The organism is Pseudomonas sp. Marseille-Q1929, assembly GCF_017316265.1.
Taxonomy (GTDB): domain Bacteria; phylum Pseudomonadota; class Gammaproteobacteria; order Pseudomonadales; family Pseudomonadaceae; genus Aquipseudomonas.
This window is the reverse complement of sequence record NZ_JAFLWU010000008.1, coordinates 55,502-73,353: the sequence shown is the minus strand read 5'-3', so window position 1 is coordinate 73,353 and position 17,852 is coordinate 55,502. Positions and strand designations below refer to the sequence as shown.

General features: G+C 62.1%; 19 protein-coding genes. 11 read left to right on the top strand and 8 right to left on the bottom strand.

Annotated elements, in window-relative coordinates; genetic code table 11:
* Positions 1-101 precede the first annotated feature (101 nt).
* Complete coding sequence (locus tag J1G37_RS11920; protein ID WP_207041898.1) at positions 102-920, bottom strand: shikimate 5-dehydrogenase; 819 nt, start codon at positions 918-920, stop codon at positions 102-104.
* 156 nt (positions 921-1,076) lie between these two features.
* On the opposite strand from J1G37_RS11920, the gene J1G37_RS11915 reads away from it, so the two are divergent.
* The 3 genes from J1G37_RS11915 (at position 1,077) to J1G37_RS11905 (ending at position 2,131) form a co-directional block, all read left to right on the top strand.
* Positions 1,077-1,433 (top strand): hypothetical protein, encoded by a 357-nt coding sequence (locus J1G37_RS11915; protein ID WP_207041896.1) that lies wholly within the window; start codon positions 1,077-1,079, stop codon positions 1,431-1,433.
* Positions 1,434-1,662: 229 nt separating this feature from the next.
* On the top strand, positions 1,663-1,857 hold the full coding sequence (locus J1G37_RS11910; RefSeq protein WP_105524780.1) for a hypothetical protein: 195 nt from the start codon (positions 1,663-1,665) through the stop codon (positions 1,855-1,857).
* 91 nt (positions 1,858-1,948) lie between these two features.
* Positions 1,949-2,131, top strand: coding sequence for a hypothetical protein (locus J1G37_RS11905; protein WP_207041893.1), 183 nt, complete (start codon positions 1,949-1,951; stop codon positions 2,129-2,131).
* A 3-nt stretch (positions 2,132-2,134) separates the two neighbouring features.
* Here J1G37_RS11905 and J1G37_RS11900 read toward each other — a convergent pair whose 3' ends face one another.
* Positions 2,135-3,202, bottom strand: coding sequence for an AI-2E family transporter (locus J1G37_RS11900; RefSeq protein ID WP_207041892.1), 1,068 nt, complete (start codon positions 3,200-3,202; stop codon positions 2,135-2,137).
* A 163-nt stretch (positions 3,203-3,365) separates the two neighbouring features.
* Between J1G37_RS11900 and yegQ the strand changes: the two genes are divergently transcribed.
* Entirely contained in the window at positions 3,366-4,679 is a 1,314-nt protein-coding gene (yegQ, locus tag J1G37_RS11895) for a tRNA 5-hydroxyuridine modification protein YegQ (RefSeq protein WP_207041889.1), read from the top strand.
* A 9-nt stretch (positions 4,680-4,688) separates the two neighbouring features.
* Here yegQ and J1G37_RS11890 read toward each other — a convergent pair whose 3' ends face one another.
* Positions 4,689-6,008, bottom strand: coding sequence for a Na+/H+ antiporter NhaC family protein (locus tag J1G37_RS11890; protein ID WP_207042060.1), 1,320 nt, complete (start codon positions 6,006-6,008; stop codon positions 4,689-4,691).
* 244 nt (positions 6,009-6,252) lie between these two features.
* Between J1G37_RS11890 and J1G37_RS11885 the strand changes: the two genes are divergently transcribed.
* The gene (locus J1G37_RS11885; RefSeq protein ID WP_207041888.1) at positions 6,253-8,400 is read left to right on the top strand and encodes a methyl-accepting chemotaxis protein; all 2,148 of its coding nucleotides are present in this window, start codon (positions 6,253-6,255) and stop codon (positions 8,398-8,400) included.
* A 154-nt stretch (positions 8,401-8,554) separates the two neighbouring features.
* On the opposite strand, the gene J1G37_RS11880 is transcribed toward J1G37_RS11885, so the two are convergent.
* From J1G37_RS11880 to J1G37_RS11865, 4 genes are read right to left on the bottom strand one after another with little or no spacing between them, the layout of a single operon-like run.
* Positions 8,555-9,877, bottom strand: a complete 1,323-nt coding sequence (locus tag J1G37_RS11880; RefSeq protein WP_207041886.1) for a sensor histidine kinase — start codon at positions 9,875-9,877, stop codon at positions 8,555-8,557.
* Positions 9,874-10,542, bottom strand: a complete 669-nt coding sequence (locus J1G37_RS11875; RefSeq protein WP_207041884.1) for a response regulator transcription factor — start codon at positions 10,540-10,542, stop codon at positions 9,874-9,876. Before J1G37_RS11875 ends, J1G37_RS11880 begins: the two co-directional genes overlap by 4 nt.
* Entirely contained in the window at positions 10,542-10,853 is a 312-nt protein-coding gene (locus J1G37_RS11870; RefSeq protein WP_207041882.1) for a PepSY domain-containing protein, read from the bottom strand. The genes J1G37_RS11875 and J1G37_RS11870 overlap by 1 nt, the downstream gene beginning before the upstream one ends.
* Positions 10,853-11,155, bottom strand: coding sequence for a PepSY domain-containing protein (locus J1G37_RS11865; protein WP_207041881.1), 303 nt, complete (start codon positions 11,153-11,155; stop codon positions 10,853-10,855). The genes J1G37_RS11870 and J1G37_RS11865 overlap by 1 nt, the downstream gene beginning before the upstream one ends.
* A gap of 120 nt (positions 11,156-11,275) precedes the next feature.
* Between J1G37_RS11865 and J1G37_RS11860 the strand changes: the two genes are divergently transcribed.
* The 6 genes from J1G37_RS11860 to codA all read left to right on the top strand — a co-directional run bounded on the left by J1G37_RS11860 (position 11,276) and on the right by codA (position 16,642).
* Positions 11,276-12,355: a patatin-like phospholipase family protein gene (locus tag J1G37_RS11860; protein WP_207041880.1), complete on the top strand. Its 1,080-nt coding sequence runs from the start codon at positions 11,276-11,278 to the stop codon at positions 12,353-12,355.
* Positions 12,356-12,431: 76 nt separating this feature from the next.
* On the top strand, positions 12,432-12,788 hold the full coding sequence (gene queD, locus J1G37_RS11855; protein ID WP_017736453.1) for a 6-carboxytetrahydropterin synthase QueD: 357 nt from the start codon (positions 12,432-12,434) through the stop codon (positions 12,786-12,788).
* Positions 12,789-12,880: 92 nt separating this feature from the next.
* Complete coding sequence (locus J1G37_RS11850) at positions 12,881-13,321, top strand: GNAT family N-acetyltransferase (protein ID WP_207041879.1); 441 nt, start codon at positions 12,881-12,883, stop codon at positions 13,319-13,321.
* A gap of 8 nt (positions 13,322-13,329) precedes the next feature.
* A complete protein-coding gene (locus J1G37_RS11845) occupies positions 13,330-13,953 on the top strand; it encodes an NUDIX hydrolase (protein ID WP_207041878.1) in 624 nt (207 codons plus the stop codon).
* Between the two features lie 139 nt (positions 13,954-14,092).
* On the top strand, positions 14,093-15,361 hold the full coding sequence (codB, locus tag J1G37_RS11840; protein WP_207041877.1) for a cytosine permease: 1,269 nt from the start codon (positions 14,093-14,095) through the stop codon (positions 15,359-15,361).
* Positions 15,362-15,400: 39 nt separating this feature from the next.
* Positions 15,401-16,642: a cytosine deaminase gene (gene codA, locus J1G37_RS11835; protein ID WP_207041876.1), complete on the top strand. Its 1,242-nt coding sequence runs from the start codon at positions 15,401-15,403 to the stop codon at positions 16,640-16,642.
* Here the strand turns inward: codA and J1G37_RS11830 are convergent.
* On the bottom strand, positions 16,635-17,609 hold the full coding sequence (locus tag J1G37_RS11830) for a diaminopimelate epimerase (protein WP_207041875.1): 975 nt from the start codon (positions 17,607-17,609) through the stop codon (positions 16,635-16,637). The two genes, codA and J1G37_RS11830, sit on opposite strands and share 8 nt — an antisense overlap.
* Positions 17,610-17,852: the final 243 nt, after the last annotated feature.

Sequence of the window (17,852 nt, the reverse complement as noted above, 5' to 3'; positions counted from 1 at the left end):
AGCGGGCTTGCCCGCGATAGCGGTCTGCCAGTTGATGCAACTGTGACTGAAGCACCGCTATCGCAGGCAAGCCAGCTCCCACATTGAATCTCCATAGGGTCTCAGGTGCGGGCGAAGGCCACTGCCGCCTGGAACTGTTCATCGGTCGGCCGCACCCCGGTGTACAACACAAACTGCTCCAGCGCCTGGATCGCAATCACTTCCAACCCGGTAATCACCCGCTTGCCGTGGGCCCGCCCGCGCACGATCAACGGTGTTTCGGCGGGGATGGCTACCACATCGAACACAGTGTCCGCCGCATCGACAGCCGCCGCGTCAAACGCCAACGCATCCGCTTCTGCCCCACCGGTCATGCCGATCGGCGTCACGTTGATCAGCATCTGCGGGCGCGCATCCCCCAGGTCCGCCTGCCACTCATACCCCAGGTTCTGCGCCAACGCGCGGCCCGCCGCCTCGTTGCGCGCCACGATCAGGCCATTGGCGTAGCCGCCGTCACGCAAGGCGCTGGCCACGGCCTTGGCCATGCCGCCGCTGCCGCGCAGGGCAAAGGTCGAGCCTTTGGGCACGGCGTGCTTGACCAGCAGCTGTTCAATGGCGATGTAATCGGTGTTGTAGGCCTTGAGATGGCCGTTGGTGTTGACGATGGTGTTCAGCGAGTCGATGGCTTGAACCGAATCGTCCAGTTCATCCACTAAGGCAATGGCGGCCTCCTTGAACGGCATGGAAACCCCGCAACCACGGATGCCCAACGCGCGGATACCACCGATCGCGCCGGGCAAATCCTGGCTGCTGAAGGCTTTATAGTAGAAGTTCAGCCCCAGCTGCTCGTACAGGTGGTTGTGAAAACGCAGGCCAAAATTCCCCGGGCGCGCCGACAGAGACATGCACAGTTGGGTGTCTTTGTTGGGGTGCATCTGCATGGGTAACTCCTTGAAGTAAGCAAATCGGTACAGACCTTACACAACCTTTACCAATCGGCCGTGCTGTTTTCCAGAAATACGTTGTCTTAAAAGTATCCCCGCGACAATCCTTGAGTCTATTGATTGCAGACCACAAGCGCAGGGGCTAACCGAGGAATGACCATGATTCGTACAATCCCCAAAATCGCCTTGCTGGTTGGCGCACTCGCGATGGCAGGCCAAGCCTCCGCCCACGGTGGTGGTTGGGGTGGCCCGGCCGTACTGGGTGCTTTAGCCGGCGCCGCCGTCGTGGGCTCCGTGGTTGCCAGCCAGCCGCGTGAGGTCTACGTGCAGCAACAGCCGGTGTATGTGCAACCGCAGCCGGTGTACGCGGCCCCGCCGCCGGTCTACTACGCACCGCCACCGCCGGTGTACGTGCAACAACAGGTTTACTACCGCCCGGCGCCGGTCTATTACGGCCCACCGCGTGGCTACTACGGCCCTCCCCACGGCTATTACGGTCGCGGCTGGTAAGCGCCAATCGTCTGAAACAGGCCTCGCCCACCCAGCGGGGCCTTTTTTTTGCATGAAAAGTCTGGATTTATCGCACCAAGGTCGCTGTGAGGACAATGGTCGAGGCGAAATCGCACATGATCGACACCATTGTCTACTTGCTCGACCGGGCTTCGCGCTGTCATGTTTGTGTCACGCCACACTCTCACTATCGAGCCTGTCCACCCAATAACAACAAGGACGACTGACCATGCCCACACAAAACCCACACCGCACCGCTGGCCTTTGTACGTCCAGCAAGGTCTACAGCGCCCTCACCGAACTCAAGCACCTGGAAGGCCACCGCAGCGCCAAATTCCTCGCGTTGCTCGCCGAAAACCTAGTGCGCAAGGGCTTGCTCAATGAGCAGGAAGTGGTCGCGATGCTCGATCAAGTGGTGGACTGACGTGTCACGTCAATGTCCACTATCGAGCCAGGTGATTTTTCCTACGCCCCCTTGCCACGTAAGGTGACCTCCATAGCGATTGGAGGTTCTTATGCCCACTGTTCAAATCATGTCCGTCATCGGCAGCGCCGTTCCCGCCCCTCTGCGCGAGCTGGGCTTGTTGGCCTGCTGGTATGTAATGCGCGACGGCGAAGCCATCAGCGGCCCGCTCACCTCGTTGTCCGCCGCCGAAAAACAACTGCAACGCGCCTCGAACTTCAAACTGCACGCCTGAACCTTACGGCAATGGCAACTTGACCCGCGGCTTGCTCTCCACAAACAGCGCCCAGCTGGACATGAATAACGCCGCCACCAGCGGCCCGATGACAAAGCCGTTCAGGCCAAACACCGACAGCCCGCCGAGGGTCGAGATGAGGATCAGGTAATCCGGCATCTTGGTGTCCTTGCCCACCAGGATCGGCCGTAGCACGTTGTCCACCAGCCCGATCACAAACACGCCAAACAAGGCCAGCACCACGCCTTGCCAGATCGAACCGCTCAACAGGAAGTAAGCGGCCACCGGTCCCCACACAATGCCGGCGCCAACCGCTGGCAACAACGACAGAAACGCCATCAGCACCGCCCAAAGCAACGCACTGGGAATGTCCAGGAACCAGAAGATCAACCCGCCCAACGCGCCCTGGGTCACGGCCACCAGCACGTTGCCCTTGACCGTGGCACGCACCACCCGGTTGAACTTGAGTTGCAAACGACGCTTCTGCGGCTCGGCCAACGGCACTGCCGTGCGCACTTTACGCACCAATTCGGGGCCGTCGCGCAGCAGGAAGAACAGCAGATACAGCATGATGAAAAAGCTCACCAGGAAGTCAAACGTGCCCTGGCCAAAGCTGAATGCCTGGGACGCAAAGAACTGACTGCCTTGCATCGCGCTCTTGACGATCTTCTCGCGCAGCCCTTCCAGGTTGCCCATGCCAAAGCGATCCAGCAGGTGCTGGAAGTACGGCGGCAGGAAGTTCTTGAACTGCTCGATATAGCCGGCCACGTCCAACTTGCCGCTTTCGACGTTTTTATAGAGCGTCGCCCCCTCTTGCACCAGCAAGGCGCTGGTGATGATCACCGGCAGGATCGCGATCACCAGGCACACCGCCAGGGTGGTCAGGGAGGTCAGGTTGCGGTTCCAGCCGAAACGTTGCTGCAAGCGGCGCTGCATCGGCGCAAAGATGATGCCGAGGATCACCGCCCAGAACACCGCGCCGTAGAACGGCAGCAATATCCAGATAAAGGCGACGGTCACCAAGGCCAGCAGTAACAACAGGGTTTTGAATTGCAGGTTGGTTTGATTCATGTCCGGTCCATGTCAGAAAAGCAGAAGACCTGCGTAGGCCCCTGCTGCTTAGTCCACGCCCAACGCTACGAGTGCCCTCTTTGTTGCAAGGCTAGACCCAGATCAATAAACCCCGCGCCGGCTTGCTCTACCCTGCCGCACTTTTTTGACTCAAGTACCGACCATGCCCCCTGTTATTGCCCCCGAACTGCTCGCCCCCGCCGGCACCCTGAAAAACATGCGCTATGCCTTCGCCTACGGTGCCGATGCGGTCTACGCCGGCCAGCCGCGCTACAGCCTGCGTGTGCGCAACAACGAATTCGACCACGCCAACCTGGCCCTCGGCATCGACGAGGCCCATGCCCAGGGCAAGCGTTTCTACGTGGTGGTCAACATCGCGCCGCACAACGCCAAGCTGAAAACCTTCCTCAAGGACCTGGCCCCGGTGATCGCCATGGGCCCGGATGCGCTGATCATGTCCGACCCCGGGCTGATCATGCTGGTGCGCCGGCACTTCCCACAGATGCCGATCCACCTGTCGGTGCAAGCCAACACGGTGAACTGGGCCAGTGTGGAGTTCTGGCAGCAGCAAGGCATCTGCCGGGTGATCCTGTCGCGGGAATTGTCCCTGGAAGAGATCGGCGAAATCCGCGAGCAAGTCCCGGCCATGGAACTGGAAATCTTCGTCCACGGCGCCTTGTGCATGGCCTACTCCGGGCGCTGCCTGCTCTCCGGCTACATGAACAAGCGCGACGCCAACCAAGGCACCTGCACCAACGCCTGCCGCTGGAAATACCAGGCCACGCCGGCGGTGGAGAACGCCACGGGCGAGATCGTCCAGCAATTCCAGCCGACCCTGGGCATTGGCACGCCCACCGACCAGGTGTTCCTGCTGCAGGAAGCCAACCGTCCCGACGAACAAATGCCCGCCTTCGAAGACGAGCACGGCACCTACATCATGAACGCCAAGGACCTGCGCGCCGTACAGCACGTGGAGCGCCTGACCCATATGGGCGTGCACTCGCTGAAAATCGAAGGCCGCACCAAATCCCACTTCTATTGCGCGCGCACCACCCAGGTGTATCGCCAGGCCATCGATGACGCGGTGGCCGGCCGCGCCTTTGACCGCAGCCTGATGACCGACCTCGAATCCCTGGCCCAGCGCGGCTACACCGAAGGTTTCCTGCGCCGGCACGTGCACGACGAATACCAGAACTACCAGAACGGCAGCTCGGTCTCTGAACGCCAGCAGTTTGTCGGAGAATTGACCGGCGAGCGTCGGGGCGAGCTGGCCGAGGTGAAGGTGAAGAACCGCTTTGCCGTGGGCAATCACCTGGAGCTGATGACGCCTGCGGGAAATTTCCACTTTGACCTGGGGATGATGCACAACGCCAAGGGCGAAGCCATCGACGTGGCGCCGGGGGATGGGCACACGGTGTATGTGCCCGTCCCCATGGAGATGGACCTGCGCTTTGGCCTGTTGATGCGCGACGTTTAAACGCGCTAATTACAAGGTCATTGCCGCCAGCCAGCCAAACGCCAGCAACGGGAGGTTGTAGTGCAGGAAGGTCGGCACCACGGTGTCCCAGATATGGTGGTGCTGGCCGTCGATGTTCAGGCCGGAAGTCGGGCCGAGGGTGGAGTCCGACGCCGGCGAACCGGCATCGCCCAAGGCGCCCGCCGTGCCGACGATGCACACGATGGCCATCGGGCTGAAACCCAGTTGCACACACAGCGGCACAAAAATCGCTGCCAGGATCGGCACCGTGGAGAACGACGAGCCGATGCCCATGGTCACCAGCAAGCCCACCAGCAACATCAACAACGCGCCGACGCCACGGCTATGGCCAATAAACGCCGCCGAGGTTTCCACCAGCGAACGCACGTCGCCGGTGGCCTTGAGCACTTCGGCAAAACCCGACGAGGCGATCATGATGAAGCCGATCATCGCCATCATCTTCATGCCTTCGGTGAACAAGTCGTCGGTGTCGCTCCAGCGCACGATGCCCGACACCGAGAAGATCAGGAAGCCCGCCAGGGCACCGATGATCATCGAGTCCAGCCACAATTGAATGATGAACGCCGAGGCAATCGCCAGGCCGGCCACCAGCAAGGTCAGCGGGTTGTACTGCACCGCCACTTGCTCGACGCGCTCGATTTTCTCCAGGTCGTACACGCGTTTTTTGCGGTAGCTGACAAACACCGCCACCAACAGGCCGACCACCATGCCCAGCGCCGGCAGGCCCATGGCGTGGGTGACGTTGACCCCGCTGATGTCCACGCCGCTCTTGGCCACATTGGCCAGCAGGATCTGGTTAAGGAAGATATTGCCGAAGCCCACCGGCAAGAACATGTACGGGGTGATCAGGCCGAAGGTCATCACACAAGCGATCAGGCGGCGGTCCAGTTGCAGCTTGGTCAGCACGTACAGCAGGGGCGGCACCAGCAACGGAATAAACGCGATGTGAATCGGCAGGATGTTCTGCGACGCAATCGCCACCACCCACAACAGGCCGATCAATAGCCATTTGACATGGCTACCGCCGCTGGCTTCCTGACGGTCCACCAGCATCAGCGCCTTGTCGGCCAGGGCGTGGGCCAGGCCCGACTTGGCAATCGCCACAGCGAACGCGCCGAGCAAGGCGTAGGACAAGGCCACCGTGGCGCCGCCGCCCAAGCCGCCGTTGAAGGCTTTGAGCGTGGCGTCGATGCCCAAGCCACCGGTGAGGCCACCCACCAGGGCGCCGACGATGATGGCGATGACCACATGCACGCGGGACAAACTGAGCACCAGCATGGTGCCGACCGCGGCAATGACTGCGTTAATCATGGATACCTCAAGCAGAAACATAAAAAACAGGCATGCCCGCGCCGGGGCAGGCCAAAGGCGGCTGCCAGCGTGCAGGCTTGGAGGAGGTCTTATTAGAGGGCGCGCACTTTGCCGCAGGCGGGGCTGCATGTCAAAAAACGGCGTCGCTTTGAGCTTTCAATTGAACGTTTAAATAATAAAGAATCCTAAACAGCGGCCGATAACCTGATTCACTGTGTTTTCAGGTTAAGGATGCTCCTCGATGTCCCTCAGACAGCTGTCCATTCAATGGAAAATCACCCTGCTCGCCGGCCTTTGCCTGCTGGGAATCGTGACCCTGCTGGTGGGTCTGTCGCTGTATCGCATGGAGCAGAGTTCCGCGCAGGTCAAAGCGTCCAGCATGCAGATGCTCGACGAAGCCGCCCAGGCGCGCATCGAGGCCCAGGGTGAAGGCCAGGCGTTGGGTATTCGTCGCCAGTTCATGGACGCCTACCAGTACGGCCACGGCTTTTCGCGCCAGGTGCTGTTCTTGCGTGAGCAGGCGGAAAAGCGCTTCCTTGACGCCTTCGACACCCGCGAAGACCTGACCCGCCAGGTCAAGGCCGCCTTGCAGGCCAACCCGGACCTGCTCGGCTTGTCCCTGGTCTTTGAAGCCAACGCGCTGGACGGCAAGGACGAACTGTTCGCCAACCAGGCCGAGCTGGGCAGCAACGACAAGGGCCGCTTCGCTCTCTACTGGTCGCAACCGACCCCTGGCAAACTGGAGTCGATGGCCCTGCCGGAAAGCGACATGGCCGACACCAGCGTCGGCCCCAGCGGTGAAAAGGCCAACGCCTGGTTCACCTGCCCGCGCACCACGCTCAAGCCGTGTGTGATCGAACCCTACTTCTATGTGATCAACGGGCAAAACGTGCTGATGACCAGCATCGTGTTCCCGCTGATGGCCAACGGCAAAGTCATCGCTTCGCTGTCGGTGGACATCAACCTCAACAGCCTGCAGGCCGTGAGCCAGCAGGCCAGCCGCAAGCTGTACGACGGCCAGACCCAAGTCAGCATCATCAGCCCCACCGGCGTGCTCGCCGGCTACAGCCCGGATGCGAGCAAGCTCAGCCAGCGCCTGGACCAGGTCGACAGCACCAGCGGCGCGCAACTGATCGGCTTCCTGACCAGCGGCACGCAGATCCGCAGCCTGCGCACCGAGCATCAACTCAAGGTGCTGGCGCCCTTCGCGCCGATCCCCGATGGCAAATTGTGGGGCGTGTTGCTGGATGTGCCGGAAAAAGTCCTGGTCGCCCCCGCCGAGGCGCTGAAAACCCAGCTGGATGCTGACAATGCCAAGGGCACCCTGCTGGAACTGGGCCTGGGCTTGCTGGCTGCCGTCGTCGGCCTGATCCTGGTGTGGTTGATGGCCCGCAGCGTGACCCGGCCGATCCTCGGCGTGGCGCACATGCTCGAAGACATCGCCAGCGGCGAAGGCGACCTGACCCGCCGCCTGGCCTACGACAAACAGGACGAACTGGGCCAACTGGCCGGCTGGTTCAACCGTTTCCTCGACAAACTGCAACCGATCATCGCCGAGGTGAAGCGCTCGGTGCAGGACGCCCGTGGCACCGCCGACCAATCCGCCGCGATTGCCACTGAAACCAGCGCCGGCATGGAGCAGCAGTATCGCCAGGTCGATCAGGTGGCCACCGCCTCCCACGAAATGAGCGCCACCGCCCAGGACGTCGCCCGCAGCGCGGCCCAAGCAGCGCAAGCCGCCCGCGATGCCGACCAGGCCACCCGCGAAGGCCTGACCGTGATCGAGCGCACCACCACCAACATTGGCAACCTGGCAGCCGACATGAGCACCGCCATGGCCCAGGTCGAAGGCTTGGCCGCCAACAGCGAGAAAATCGGCTCGGTGCTCGAAGTGATTCGCGGCATTGCCGAGCAGACCAACCTGCTGGCCCTCAACGCCGCCATCGAAGCCGCCCGCGCCGGTGAAGCCGGTCGTGGTTTTGCGGTCGTTGCCGACGAAGTGCGCAACCTGGCACGTCGCACCCAGGAATCGGTGGAAGAAACCCGCCTGGTGATCGAACACCTGCAAAGCGGCACCGAGGAAGTGGTGGGCTCCATGGGCAACAGCTATCGCCAGGCCCAGGGCAGCGTCGAACAAGTCGGTCAGGCCGTCACCGCCCTGCGCCAGATCGGCGAGGCGGTCACGGTGATCAGCGACATGAACCTGCAAATCGCCAGCGCCGCCGAAGAGCAAAGCGCCGTGGCCGAAGAGATCAACAGCAATGTGGCGACCATTCGCGATGTGACCGAGTCGCTGTCGGAACAGGCCAATGAATCGGCGCGGGTGAGCCAGGCGTTGAACAGCTTGGCGAATCAGCAGCAGGGGTTGATGGACCAGTTTCGGGTCTGAATAAGCGACACCGGTCCGGATCCTTAAGCAGATCTATTGTGGGAGATGGCTTGTGTGGGAGCTGGCTTGCCTGCGATGCAGACAACTCGGTGCATCAGACAAACTGAGTTGATGCCATCGCAGGCAAGCCAGCTCCCACAGTTTGATCAGGGTTCTATCCGTTCTGGCGCTTGGGCAGTTCGATCAGCACCTTGAGTCCGCCCAACTCGCTTTCCTGCAACTGCAACACCCCACCCCACACCTCGACGATATCCCGCACGATCCCCAGCCCAAGGCCATGGCCATCGATCTGTTCGTCCAGGCGCGTGCCACGGCTGAACACTTGGTCGCGCTGGGTTTCGGGGATGCCGGGACCGTCGTCTTCCACCGCCAGCACGTAACAGCGCTCGGTTTCGCTGACACTCAAACGCACGTCGGCGTCCGCCCATTTGCAGGCGTTGTCCAACAGGTTCCCGAGCAATTCCAGCAGATCGGCACGGTCCCACGGCAGTTGCAGGCCGGGCGCGGCGTGGTAGCTCAGGTCCAGGTGTTCGCCGTGGATCATGTTCAACGTGGCCAGCAGGCCAGGTAACTCCTTCTCGCAGTCGAACAAGGCGCCGGGCAAGGTTTCACCGGCCAGGCGGGCGCGGTTGAGTTCGCGGTTGAGGCGCTGCTGCACGTGTTCAAGCTGGTCGCGCAACAGCTTGGCCAACTCGGGATGGTCCTTGAGTTGCTCGCTGGAAGCCACGCTCAACAGCACCGCCAATGGGGTTTTCAGCGCATGGCCAAGGTTGCCCAGGGCATTGCGCGAGCGTTTGAGGCTGTCTTCGGTGTGCGCCAGCAAGTGGTTGATCTGTGCCACCAGCGGCTCCAGCTCCAGCGGCACCTGGGTGTCGAGTTGCGAGCGCTGGCCCTGTTGCAGTTGCGCGATCTGGTTACGTGCGGTTTCCAACGGACGCAAGGCGCGGCGCACGGTCACCCGTTGCAACACCAGCACCAGCAGCAGTGCCGCCAGGCCCAGCACCAGGCCGATCTGGCGCATCAGGCGAAAGCTTTCGCGCACCGGTGTGTAGTCCTGGGCCACACTGATGGAAATCGCCTGGCCGAAGCGCTTGTAGTCCTCACGCAGCACCAGCAATTGCTGGCCTTCCGGGCCCAGTTGCAGGTTGCCCTTGAGGCCCGCTTCGGGAAGATGGGGCAGATCCTGATCCCACAGGGAGCGGGAACGCCAGTGCTTATCGGCAAAATCGATACGGAAATAGTGCCCGGAAAACGGTCGTTGATACGCCGGCGACAGACGCTTCTCATGCAACTGCAAACCGTCGGGGCCACGCACCAGCGCCACCAGCAGGCTCTCGCTGTCGTTGCGCAGGCCCGCTTCCAGATAACGCTGCAGGCCGGTTTCAAACAACCACAGGCTGGTTTGCGCCAGCGCGATGCCGACGATCACCATTACGCTGATCAACCCCAGGCTCAGGCGCCGTTGAATCGACCTCATGCGGGGCTGGCGCCAAACCGGTAACCCTGGCCACGGCGGGTTTCAATCACACTGCGGCCCAACTTGCGGCGCAAGTGGTTGACGTGGACTTCCAATACATTGGAATCGCGCTCGGTTTCACCGTCATACAGATGTTCGGCCAGATGGCTTTTCGACAGGATCTGCTCGGGGTGCAGCATGAAATAGCGCAGCAGGCGAAATTCGGCGGCGGTCAGCTGGATTTCCGCGCCATCGCGCAGCACACATTGGCGCCCTTCATCCAAATGCAGGCCAGCCGCTTGCAGGGTGGGCTGGTTGGCCTGGCCGTGGGAGCGGCGCAACAGCGCCTGGATGCGCAAGTACAGTTCTTCCGGGTGAAAGGGTTTGCTCAGGTAATCATCTGCGCCAGCCTTGAGCCCTTCGATGCGCTCGGCCCAGGAGTCACGGGCGGTGAGGACCAGTACCGGGATGGCCAAGGCAGCGGCGCGCCACTGCGCCAGCACTTCAAGCCCCGGCAGACCCGGCAGGCCGAGGTCGAGGATGATCAGGTCATAGGGCTCGCTGCGGCCCTGGTACACGGCGTCGCGTCCATCGGCCAGCCAATCGACGGCATAGCCTTGGCGTTGCAGGCCGGAAAGTAGTTCATCGGCCAACGGTACGTTGTCTTCCACCAGCAGCAGGCGCATCAATCTTCCTCGTCTTTGATCAACGCACCCGTAGTCGCGTCAAGCTTGATCTCTCGCACCACGCCTTCGGCGGTGATCAGTTCCACTTCATAGGCATACTGGCCGTGCTTCTTCTCAAGCTCGGCCTCCAGCAATCGGGCGCCCGGGTGCCGCGCCATGGCTTGGTCCAATAGCCGTTCCAACGACAGGATCACCCCTTGCTGGCGCAATGCAAAGGCTTCGTCCTGATCAAGATCACGGGCCGCCAGGCTTGAGCAAAAAGCCAGGAGCACCAATGCTATTCGACTGCCGGCACGTAAATTTACCTTCATTAGGTTTCCTGATGATTCTTGAGAACCTGCCCGGTGAGCGCGTCCAATTCAATTTCCCACTCGATGCCGTTGGCATCTTCCAGTTCGACTTGGTAGAGGTACTTGCCATACTCCTCATCCAGGTCGGTATCCAGCAGCGTCGAGCCAGGATGCAGGGCCAAGGCCGTGGCTTCCAGCTGATCAAAGGCGACAATAGTAACAGTGCCGGGTAATTTCAGCGGCTTGTCGAGGTCCACTGCCCAGGCCTGTGGCGCCAGAGACGCCATGATACTGGCGGTGACCAGCGCTGTGAGGCGCTTCATAATAAGTCTCCGTTTCAGGATATTGTTCCTACGCCGGCCACCGTAACCGCTGCAACTTAACTGAAACTGAATTGCCACCATGGCATTCTTGCCCCAACCCCTGCTGCCACAGAGACCGGTATGACAGCCATCCACATCAAGTTTCCCGCGCTGACGCTCAAGGCCGGCAAACGGGCCTTTGCGCGCATTCGCGAACAAGGCCTGAAGCCGGCCGATGTCGGCATCCTCCCCGGCGCAGCCGGCGGGCCCAAGGCGTTGGGCATCCAGGGCCTGGACCTGGCCCTGTTCGGCGACTGGCTGCCCCGCGCACCACGCGATCGTGCGCTGATTGGCGCGTCCATCGGTTCCTGGCGGTTTGCCAGCGCCTGCCTGCCCGACCCGGTGCAGGGCCTGCTTGACCTTGGCCGCCTGTACAACGAACAGCGTTTTGCCAAAGGCGTGACCATGGCCGAGGTCAGCCAGAGCTGCCAGCGCATGCTCGACGACCTGCTGGCCGGCCGTGATGCACGGGTGCTGGATAACCCGGACTATCGCCTGAACATCATGGTGGTCAAAAGCCATGGCCTGCTCGCCGACGACCACCGGGGCCGCTTGGGCCTGGGCCTGTCATCGGTGATTGCCGACAACCTGCGGGGCCGCGCGCGGCTGGCGCGGCATTTCGAGCGGCTGATCATCCACGACCCGCGCCAGGCGCCCCCGGTGCACCCGTTGACGGACTTCCCCTCGCGCTTCCTCGCCCTGGCGCCCGGCAACCTGCGCCAGGCCCTGCTGGCCTCCGGTTCGATCCCCATGGTGATGCAAGGCGTGCGCGACCTGCCCGGCGCGGGCGCTGGCACCTACCGCGACGGCGGCCTGCTGGACTATCACCTCGACCTGCCCTATCACGGCGACGACATCGTGCTGTACCCGCACTTCACCGACCGGGTCATCCCCGGCTGGTTTGACAAGGGCCTGCCGTGGCGGCGCAGCAATCAACAGGGTTTGCAGGACGTGTTGCTGCTCGCACCGTCCAAGGACTATCTGGCCCGCCTGCCCCACGGCAAACTGCCAGACCGCAGTGACTTCAAGCGCTTCCTCGGCGATGACGCCAGCCGCAACAAGTACTGGCAAACTGCGATGAGCGAGAGCCAACGGTTGGGGGATGAATTCCTCGCATTGGCCGATAACGGCCAGTTGGGCGAACACCTGCAAGCCCTTTGACCCAGTGGTATGCGCGGCGGCGGGTCAAGCTGTTAAACTCGCCGCCTGCCAGATACCTGAACGAGCTGAAAACACTGTGGAAATCTTCAAGGAATTTACTTTCGAGTCCGCCCACCGCCTGCCGCACGTGCCGGACGGCCATAAATGCGGGCGCCTGCATGGGCATTCGTTCAAGGTGGCCATCCACCTGAGCGGCGACCTCGACCCCCATACCGGCTGGATTCGCGACTTCTCGGAGATCAAGGCGATTTTCAAGCCGCTGTATGAGCGCCTCGACCACAACTACCTCAACGACATCCCCGGCCTGGAAAACCCTACCAGCGAAGTGCTGGCCAAGTGGATCTGGACCGAGTTGAAACCCCTGCTGCCGGAACTCAGTGCGATCCGCATCCATGAGACCTGCACCAGCGGTTGCATCTATCGCGGTGAGTGATTCGACACTGTGAAAAAGCCACCCTTGCGGTGGTTTTTTTATGCCCGGCTCCCGTACAGTCGTGGCTTCCAGCCGACCAGGAGCACGCTGCAATGATGCGCCCCGCCACTGCCGAGGATGTCGCAGCCATCGAGGCTATCGTCCAGGCTGCCTACTCGCCTTATATCGAACGAATCGGGCGCCAGCCCGGACCGATGCTGGAGGATTATCGCCGGTTGGTCGAAGCCGGCGGGGTCCACGTGCTGGACAACGCCGGGCGCGTGCAGGGTTTTATCATCCTCGCCGATGCGGGCACCGCCCTGCTGCTGGACAACCTGGCTGTCGCCCCGGATGCCCAGGGTCTTGGTTTCGGCCGCCAGTTGATGGATTTTGCCGAGTGCCAGGCAGTCGATGCAGGCTACGCGGCCATCCGTTTGTACACCAACGCAGCCATGACCGAGAACATCACGCTGTACAGCCGTCGCGGCTATGTCGAGACCCATCGGGCCGAAGAACACGGCCTGCACCGTGTGTACATGAGCAAATCCCTTTAGGAGGCCCCATGGAAAACACCTGGCTGGCCCAAGCCAAGCGTCTGCAAGCGCTGGCGTCTACAGGCCTGCACTTTTGCACCGACGACTTCGAACGCGAGCGCCTGGAAGAAATCGCCGAGATTGCCCACAGCATGCTGGCGCAACTGGGCAACGTGCCGCTGGAACGCATCACGGGACTGGTGTCGGACTTTGCACAGCGCTATTCAACGCCGATGCTCGACGTACGCGGTGCGGTGATCGAAGGCGACCGGATCCTGCTGGTACGCGAATCAACCGATGGCTGCTGGGCGTTGCCGGGCGGTTACGCCGACATCGGTTTGTCCGCTGCAGAAAACATCATCAAGGAAATTCGCGAAGAAGCCGGGCTGACCGTTACCGCGAGGGCGCTGTATAGCGTCACCCACAAGGCCAAGGGCCTGTATCGGCCGGACGTGCGGGACTTCTACAAACTGTATTTCCTGTGTGACCGTGTGGACCAGTTGGCGCCGATGGCGGGATTCGAGACCACCGAGGTGGGATTTTTCCGCCTGGATGAACTGCCGCCGCTGTCCCGTGGACGCACCATTGAAAGTGATCTGGAAGCCGCCTTTGCGTTCCATCGCGGCGAGACCACGCAGACGCTGTTCGACTGATCCAATTTGCATCACCGCGCACCGCTTTCGTGCCTGATGAAGGACGTTGCCCCCGCCGACAGCGGTATCACCGCAGCGCCGCGCGTATTGGCACGTCCGGTGCAACTGTCTCTCTGTCACCACTCAGGGAGCAAGGCACATGACGCAGCACGAACCGGGCAACGATTACCCCCTCAGCGAAGTCCCCCTGCATGCGCGCAAGGGCCTGGCGTCAACCGCCATGGTGCTGCTGGGCTTCACGTTTTTTACCGCGACCATGTTTGCCGGCGGCAAGCTGGGCGTGGCGTTCAGTTTCAGCGAGATGCTCGGTGTCGTGGCCCTGGGTAACCTGTTGTTGGGTATCTATGCTGCAGGCCTGGGTTACGTCGCCTTCAAGAGCGGGTTGAATTCGGTGCTGATGGGCCGCTTCTGCTTTGGCGAAGTGGGCAGCAAGCTCAGCGACTTGATCCTCGGTTTCACCCAGATTGGCTGGTACGCCTGGGGCACCGCCACGGCGGCCGTGGTGCTGGGCAAATACTTCGAGCTGAGCGAGGGCAGCGTGCTGGGATTGATGATGCTGTTCGGCCTGGTGTTTTGCGCCACGGCGTACGTGGGCTATCGCGGATTGGAGATTCTGTCCTATATCGCGGTACCCGCCATGGGCATCCTGCTGTTTTTATCGATGTGGGTGGCCACGGTAAAAGTCGGCGGGCTCGATGGCCTGTTGGCGGTGGTGCCAACAGGCGAGTTGGACTTGTCCACCGCGATTACCCTGGTATTCGGCACCTTTGTCAGCGGTGCGACCCAAGCGACCAACTGGACGCGGTTTTCGCGCTCGGCCAAAGTCGCAGTGCTCGCCAGCCTGATTGGCTTCTTTATCGGCAATGGCCTGATGGTGTTGATTGGCGCGTATGGCGCCATCGTCTATCAGCAGCCCGACGTGGTGGAAGTGTTACTGCTGCAAGGGTTTGCCATGGCCGCCATGGCCATGTTGCTGCTCAACATCTGGAGCACCCAGGACAATACGATCTACAACTTCGCCGTGGCCGGCTGCAACTTGTTGCGCACTCGGCGACGCAAAACCGTGACCCTGGTCGGTGCGGTGATCGGCACCCTGCTGGCGATGCTGGGCATGTACGACCTGCTGGTGCCGTACCTGATCCTGCTGGGCACAGTGATTCCACCGATTGGCGGGGTGATCATGGCGGACTTCTTCTACCGTTATCGCGGCCACTACCCACGATTGGCGGATGCGCACCTGCCGGCGTTCAACTGGCCCGGGCTGGTGGCGTACGCCGTGGGCACGCTGCTGGCATTTCATTCGCCCTGGGTCGCGCCGCTGGTGGGCATTGCCGCCGCGAGCGTAACCTACATACTGCTGACCACCGTCCTACGGGCAAGGTCGCCATTGGCCAGCGCCGAGGCATAATGCTCACCTGATTGCTTTTTGCCCAAGAGGAACTTGCCCATGCACATCATCAATGCCCGCCTGCGCAACCGTGAAGGCCTGCATGATCTGCACCTGGAACATGGCAGGATTGCCAGCATCACCCCACAAACCAGCGTGCCGACGCCCGGCCCTGATGATCTGGACGCCGCCGGCAACCTGGTGATCCCGCCCTTCGTCGAGCCGCATATCCACCTCGACGCCACCCTCACCGCCGGCGAACCACGCTGGAACATGAGCGGGACCCTGTTCGAGGGCATCGAGTGCTGGGGCGAGCGCAAAGCCACCATCACCTTTGCCGACACCAAGGCCCGCGCCAAGCAAACCATCCAGGCTCTCGCCGCCCACGGCATCCAGCATGTGCGCACCCACGTCGATGTCACCGACCCCAACCTCACGGCGCTGAAGGCCATGCTGGAAGTGCGCGCGGAAAGCACGCAGCTGATCGACCTGCAAATCGTCGCCTTCCCCCAGGAAGGCATCGAGTCCTACCGCAACGGCCGCGAGCTGATGGAAGAAGCCATCCGCCTGGGCGCCGATGTGGTCGGTGGCATCCCGCATTTTGAATACACCCGCGACCAGGGCGTGAGTTCGGTGAAGTTCCTGATGGACCTGGCCGAGCGCACCGGTTGCCTGGTGGATGTGCATTGCGACGAAACCGACGACCCACACTCGCGCTTTCTTGAAGTGCTCGCCGAAGAAGCCCGCAGCCGTGGCATGGGCGAGCGCGTCACCGCCAGCCACACCACGGCCATGGGTTCGTACGACAATGCCTACTGCGCCAAGCTGTTTCGCTTGCTGGGGCATTCCGGCATCAACTTTGTCTCCTGCCCGACCGAGAGCATCCACCTGCAAGGGCGCTTTGACAGTTTTCCGAAACGCCGCGGTGTGACCCGCGTCAACGAGCTGCTCGAAGCCGGCATGAACGTGTGCTTTGGCCAGGACTCCATCGTCGATCCCTGGTACCCGCTGGGCAACGGCAACATCCTGCGGGTGCTCGAAGCCGGCTTGCATATCTGCCATATGCTCGGCTACCGCACCCTGCAAAGCGCCCTCGACCTGGTCACCGATAACAGCGCCAAGGCCATGGCCCTCGGCGACCGCTACGGCTTGGAGCCGGGGCGGCCGGCCAACCTGTTGATCCTCTCGGCCAACAGCGACTATGAAGTGATTCGCAGCCAAGGCCTGCCGCTGTATTCGATCCGCAACGGCAAGGTGTTGATGAAACGCGAGCCGGCACACGTGGAGTTTTTGATCAGCTAGTTTGCCGGCGGGCTGTGCCGAACAGGCTGACACTGAGCAACGTGTCGGCGTTGGCCTGCAAGCGCACCGGCGCCGTACCGCCCGGCATCACCACCGCGACTTCACCCGCCGCCACCCACCCGGCGCGCCACGCCGCACAGGCCACCGCGCTGGCACTGGTGCCGGACGACGCCGTGGGCCCTTCGCCGCGCTCAAAGACGCGGGCGATCACGCGGTGGTCGGTTTCCCGCGCGGCCCATTGCAGGTTGACGCCGGCGGCACAGGGCTGGCCACGACCAACCGGCGGCGCAAAGGCAATCGCCTGCAAGGGTTCGAAGAGCGCGGGCTGCTGCATCTCTGCGTTGTCCGGCAACCCCGACGCGTGCTCCACCAACGTGACGCAATGGGGGTTGCCCACCCGCACAAATTGACTCTGCGTCCAGTGCGGGTTGATCGCCGCCAGTGCGCTGACGTGGCTGAGTCCGGCGTTGCCCACGTCCGATGCGCCAACGGCCAGCGGCCCAAACGTAGGCTGGCCCAATGCAAGCCAAAATCCCGCTACCTGCTCATACACCGCAGGTTCCACCCAGGTCGTCACCGGTGAGGCGCCGCCGGGTTGGTCGTGATGCACGCGCAGCTCGCTGGCCGCGGTCATCAAGCCCTGATCCGTGAGGGCCTGGGCAAAGATCGTCAGGCCATTGCCACTGCGCTCGGCCAGGGTGCCGTCGGTGTTGACGATCAACAGGTCAAACGGCGGCTCGACCTGGAATGGCCCGACCAGCAAGCCGTCGCAACGGTGGGCCTTGGCCGCTGGCGGGCGCGGTGTCGAACCCCAGCCGCATTCGGACGCGATCGCCGCCGCTGCCCATGCCTGGCGATCACGCGCGGCCTGAGCGGCAGTGTCGGCGAGGTCGATGCCTTGTTCGCGTAAAAAGGCCGGGCTGACCACCCCGTAGACATTGCCCCGGGCATCATAGAAGTGGGTCATGGCAGCGCCTGCCAGGAATTTTTCATCGGTTCTTCCGCTCGCTTGCCTACACACTGGGAGAGCAGCGTATTACAGAATGCCGTGTCGGTGGGAGGCGGTCTGGAAGGTGCGTGATCCACTGCAAGAAGCCCGGGGTTCAACAGTTCCCACAGGGATTACGCACCTTCCAGACCGCCTCCGATAGAACCGATACTCCTTACGTGGCGAGTAACACTTAAAGCGTTCCCGGTTTGTAAAAATAAA

What these genes read in the sequence shown, in the direction of transcription:
- codA (WP_207041876.1), top strand. Translation starts at nt 15,401, where the DNA reads ATGCACATCATCAATGCCCGCCTGCGCAACCGTGAAGGCCTGCATGAT.
- J1G37_RS11830 (WP_207041875.1), bottom strand. Translation starts at nt 17,609, where the DNA reads ATGACCCACTTCTATGATGCCCGGGGCAATGTCTACGGGGTGGTCAGC.
- J1G37_RS11910 (WP_105524780.1), top strand. Translation starts at nt 1,663, where the DNA reads ATGCCCACACAAAACCCACACCGCACCGCTGGCCTTTGTACGTCCAGC.
- codB (WP_207041877.1), top strand. Translation starts at nt 14,093, where the DNA reads ATGACGCAGCACGAACCGGGCAACGATTACCCCCTCAGCGAAGTCCCC.
- yegQ (WP_207041889.1), top strand. Translation starts at nt 3,366, where the DNA reads ATGCCCCCTGTTATTGCCCCCGAACTGCTCGCCCCCGCCGGCACCCTG.
- J1G37_RS11885 (WP_207041888.1), top strand. Translation starts at nt 6,253, where the DNA reads ATGTCCCTCAGACAGCTGTCCATTCAATGGAAAATCACCCTGCTCGCC.
- J1G37_RS11920 (WP_207041898.1), bottom strand. Translation starts at nt 920, where the DNA reads ATGCAGATGCACCCCAACAAAGACACCCAACTGTGCATGTCTCTGTCG.
- J1G37_RS11905 (WP_207041893.1), top strand. Translation starts at nt 1,949, where the DNA reads ATGCCCACTGTTCAAATCATGTCCGTCATCGGCAGCGCCGTTCCCGCC.
- J1G37_RS11875 (WP_207041884.1), bottom strand. Translation starts at nt 10,542, where the DNA reads ATGCGCCTGCTGCTGGTGGAAGACAACGTACCGTTGGCCGATGAACTA.
- J1G37_RS11865 (WP_207041881.1), bottom strand. Translation starts at nt 11,155, where the DNA reads ATGAAGCGCCTCACAGCGCTGGTCACCGCCAGTATCATGGCGTCTCTG.
- J1G37_RS11915 (WP_207041896.1), top strand. Translation starts at nt 1,077, where the DNA reads ATGACCATGATTCGTACAATCCCCAAAATCGCCTTGCTGGTTGGCGCA.
- J1G37_RS11845 (WP_207041878.1), top strand. Translation starts at nt 13,330, where the DNA reads ATGGAAAACACCTGGCTGGCCCAAGCCAAGCGTCTGCAAGCGCTGGCG.
- J1G37_RS11860 (WP_207041880.1), top strand. Translation starts at nt 11,276, where the DNA reads ATGACAGCCATCCACATCAAGTTTCCCGCGCTGACGCTCAAGGCCGGC.
- J1G37_RS11880 (WP_207041886.1), bottom strand. Translation starts at nt 9,877, where the DNA reads ATGAGGTCGATTCAACGGCGCCTGAGCCTGGGGTTGATCAGCGTAATG.
- J1G37_RS11900 (WP_207041892.1), bottom strand. Translation starts at nt 3,202, where the DNA reads ATGAATCAAACCAACCTGCAATTCAAAACCCTGTTGTTACTGCTGGCC.
- J1G37_RS11870 (WP_207041882.1), bottom strand. Translation starts at nt 10,853, where the DNA reads ATGAAGGTAAATTTACGTGCCGGCAGTCGAATAGCATTGGTGCTCCTG.
- J1G37_RS11850 (WP_207041879.1), top strand. Translation starts at nt 12,881, where the DNA reads ATGATGCGCCCCGCCACTGCCGAGGATGTCGCAGCCATCGAGGCTATC.